Origin of the sequence: Corallococcus praedator, assembly GCF_003612125.1 — a bacterium.
Taxonomy (GTDB): Bacteria; Myxococcota; Myxococcia; order Myxococcales; family Myxococcaceae; genus Corallococcus; species Corallococcus praedator.
Map to the genome: position 1 here is coordinate 1 of NZ_RAWI01000659.1, position 2,754 is coordinate 2,754.

The 2,754-nt window shown below is 70.5% G+C and carries 2 protein-coding genes; one reads left to right on the forward strand and one right to left on the reverse strand.

Going from position 1 to position 2,754, the window contains the following annotated elements:
* On the forward strand, window positions 1-1,375 hold a 1,375-nt coding region (locus tag D7Y13_RS40510; RefSeq protein WP_199732984.1), incomplete at its 5' end, for a di-heme oxidoreductase family protein.
* 37 nt (window positions 1,376-1,412) lie between these two features.
* On the opposite strand, the gene D7Y13_RS40515 is transcribed toward D7Y13_RS40510, so the two are convergent.
* Window positions 1,413-2,666 carry a glycosyltransferase gene (locus D7Y13_RS40515; RefSeq protein WP_120585966.1) on the reverse strand — a complete coding sequence of 418 codons (1,254 nt, stop codon included), beginning with the start codon at window positions 2,664-2,666 and terminating at the stop codon, window positions 1,413-1,415.
* Window positions 2,667-2,754 lie beyond the last annotated feature (88 nt).

Below are 2,754 nucleotides of genomic sequence, written 5' to 3' on the forward strand. Positions count from 1 at the left end.
GCCTCCGGACGAGCCCCCCATCGAGACGCCGGACGAAGTGCCGTTGGAAGTCGCGCCCCTCGAACCGGACGAAGCGCTGATGGGCGGAGCCACCACGGTGTTGCGCACCGACCCCGAAGCCTTCCTGCAATCCGTCGCGAACATCACGGTGGAGCGCAAGTCGCGCTTCCTCCTGGGCGAAGCCAACTTCGAGGTGGACTGGGTTCCCGCACCGAGCAGCCAGCGCGACCGCGATGGCCTGGGCCCGCTCTTCCACGCCACCTCCTGCCTCGCCTGCCACGTCGGCAACGGCCGGGGCGCTCCCGTCGTGGGAAGTGCGCGCGCCCCCGCGCCCCTGCTGATCCGCCTCTCCGTGCCCGGCGCCGATTCCCACGGTGCCCCTCTCCCCGAGCCCACCTACGGCGACCAGTTCCAGCCCCGCGCCATCGCCGACCTCCCCGCCGAGGGACAGGTGCAGGTCACCTACGAATCCCTGCCCGCGCTCACGCTCACGGAAGCCAGCTCCGTGAGCCTCCAGTCCCCACGCTACACACTGGTCGACCTGGGCTACGGGCCGCTCGCCCCCGACGTGCGCATGTCCCCGCGCATCGCCCAACCCATGGTCGGCCTGGGCCTGCTCGCGGCCATTCCGGACGCGACCCTGCTCGCGTGGGCGGACCCCGACGACCGTGACGGCGACGGCATCCGGGGCCGCCCCAACCGCGTGTGGAGCGTGAAGCAGGGCCGTGAGGTGCTGGGCCGCTTCGGCTGGAAGGCCAACCAGCCCGACCTGGAGCATCAGGCGGCGGGCGCGCTGCTGGGAGACATGGGCCTCACCTCGCCGCTGTTCCCCCAGTCCGCGTGCACCTCCGCGCAGACGCGCTGCCTGGAGGGCGCCACCGGCGGCGAGCCCGAGGTGGACGCCACGAACCTCGCCACCCTCTCCGACTACTCGCACCTCATCGCCGTGCCCGCGCGCCGGGGCGCGGAACGCGAGGACGTGCGCACGGGCAAGGCCGCCTTCCTGCGCGCGGGCTGCGCGGGCTGCCACCGCCCCACCACCGTCACCGGCGAGCTGCCCGGCTTCCCGGAGCTGTCGCACCAGCGCATCTGGCCGTACACGGACCTGCTGCTTCATGACCTGGGCGAAGCGCTCGCGGACGGACGCGACGACTTCCAGGCCACCGGCACCGAGTGGCGCACCCCACCCCTCTGGGGCCTGGGCCTCACCGCCACCGTGAACGGTCACACGCACCTGCTCCACGACGGCCGGGCCCGCTCCGTGCTGGAAGCCATCCTCTGGCACGGCGGCGAAGCCACCGCCTCACGCGAAGCCGTGCGGCGCATGTCCGCCAGGGAACGCGCGGCGCTGCTCACGTTCCTCGACTCGCTCTAGGGAAGCGGGGTCCACCAGGGACGAACGACGCCGGTCCTCACGTCGTCAGGTGTGGCAGCGGGCGCAGGTGATAGCGGGTCTCGAAGGCGTTGAAGAGGTCCAGGTACTGCTCCAGGTAGCGGGTGAGCAGGAAGCGGCGGCGCACCGTTTCGTGCGCGTGCTGTCCCATCTGGTGGCGCAGCTTCGGACTCCGAACCAGTTGCGCCATGCGCTCGGCGCACTGCTCCACCGAGTCCACCAGGAAGCCGTTGTGCCCGTCCTCAATCTGATGGCGGATGCCGCCCACGTCGCCACCGATGACGGGCGTGCCCTTCCACATCGCCTCCGCCACGGTGAGCCCGAAGCCCTCGCGCAGCGACTTCTGCACCACCACGGCCGCGCGGCGCTGGAGCGCGTTCACCAACGCCGTGTCCTCGCGGCTCAGGATGATGAGCCGCTCGTCGCGGTGCCGCATCACCTCCGAGTACACCTCCTGCCCCTCCGGGTCGTCCGCGGCCATGTTGCCCAGGAGCACCAGCGTGCACGGCGTCTGCTTGCGCGCCAGTCGCCACGCGGACACCACGCCCTCCGGGTCCTTCCACCGGTCGAAGCGCGAGACCTGCACCACCAGCGGCAGGTCCGTGGGGATGCGGTGGTGCGCCAGCCGCTCGTCCATCTCCGCGTCGTTCATCTCCCGGTTCTTGATGGAGAACGGGTCGATGGCCGGCATGAAGAACAGCTGCGGCACGCCCAACTCGCGCGCGTACTCCGGAATGCTCATCACCGTCGCGTCGTACTGCTCCACGAAGGGCTTCAGGTACGCCCACAGCGCGGGGTTGGGGCGCGACAGGTCCACGTGGCAGCGCCAGATCCACGGCCCGCGCTTGCGGCTGTGCCGCACGATGGGCAGCGGCTGCGGATCATGGATGATCACCCGGTCGTGGTCCAACCGGTTGCGCACCGCGTTCTCGTAGACGACCTCCTCGTAGATGTTCGCCTTCATCGGCGTCAGGTGGATGTCCGCGCCCTGCAACGCGTTGTGCATCTTCTTCGTGATGTTGAAGAAGTCCGGCGGGCCCTGGATGGCGCGCCACTCCATGACCATGCCCACGCTGTTCATCAACAGCGTCAGCGGTGACAAGAGCTCCGCCACCCCGCCGCCGTAGTACGTGGAGTTCACGTGCGCGACCCGCAGATCCTGCAGCGGCCGGGCCTTCTCCAGGATGCGCTCCACCACCTCCGCGCCCACGTAGCGCTCGTAGTGCTCGACCTGGACCAGGGGGTGCGGATCATGGTTCGGGCTCTTCCTCATGCCCCTTGTCTGCGTCCGCACGCTCCCGGGTGCCACCCTCCCCCAGGCGCCCGGACGCCGGATGCCCGCTCCCGCACACAACCCCAGC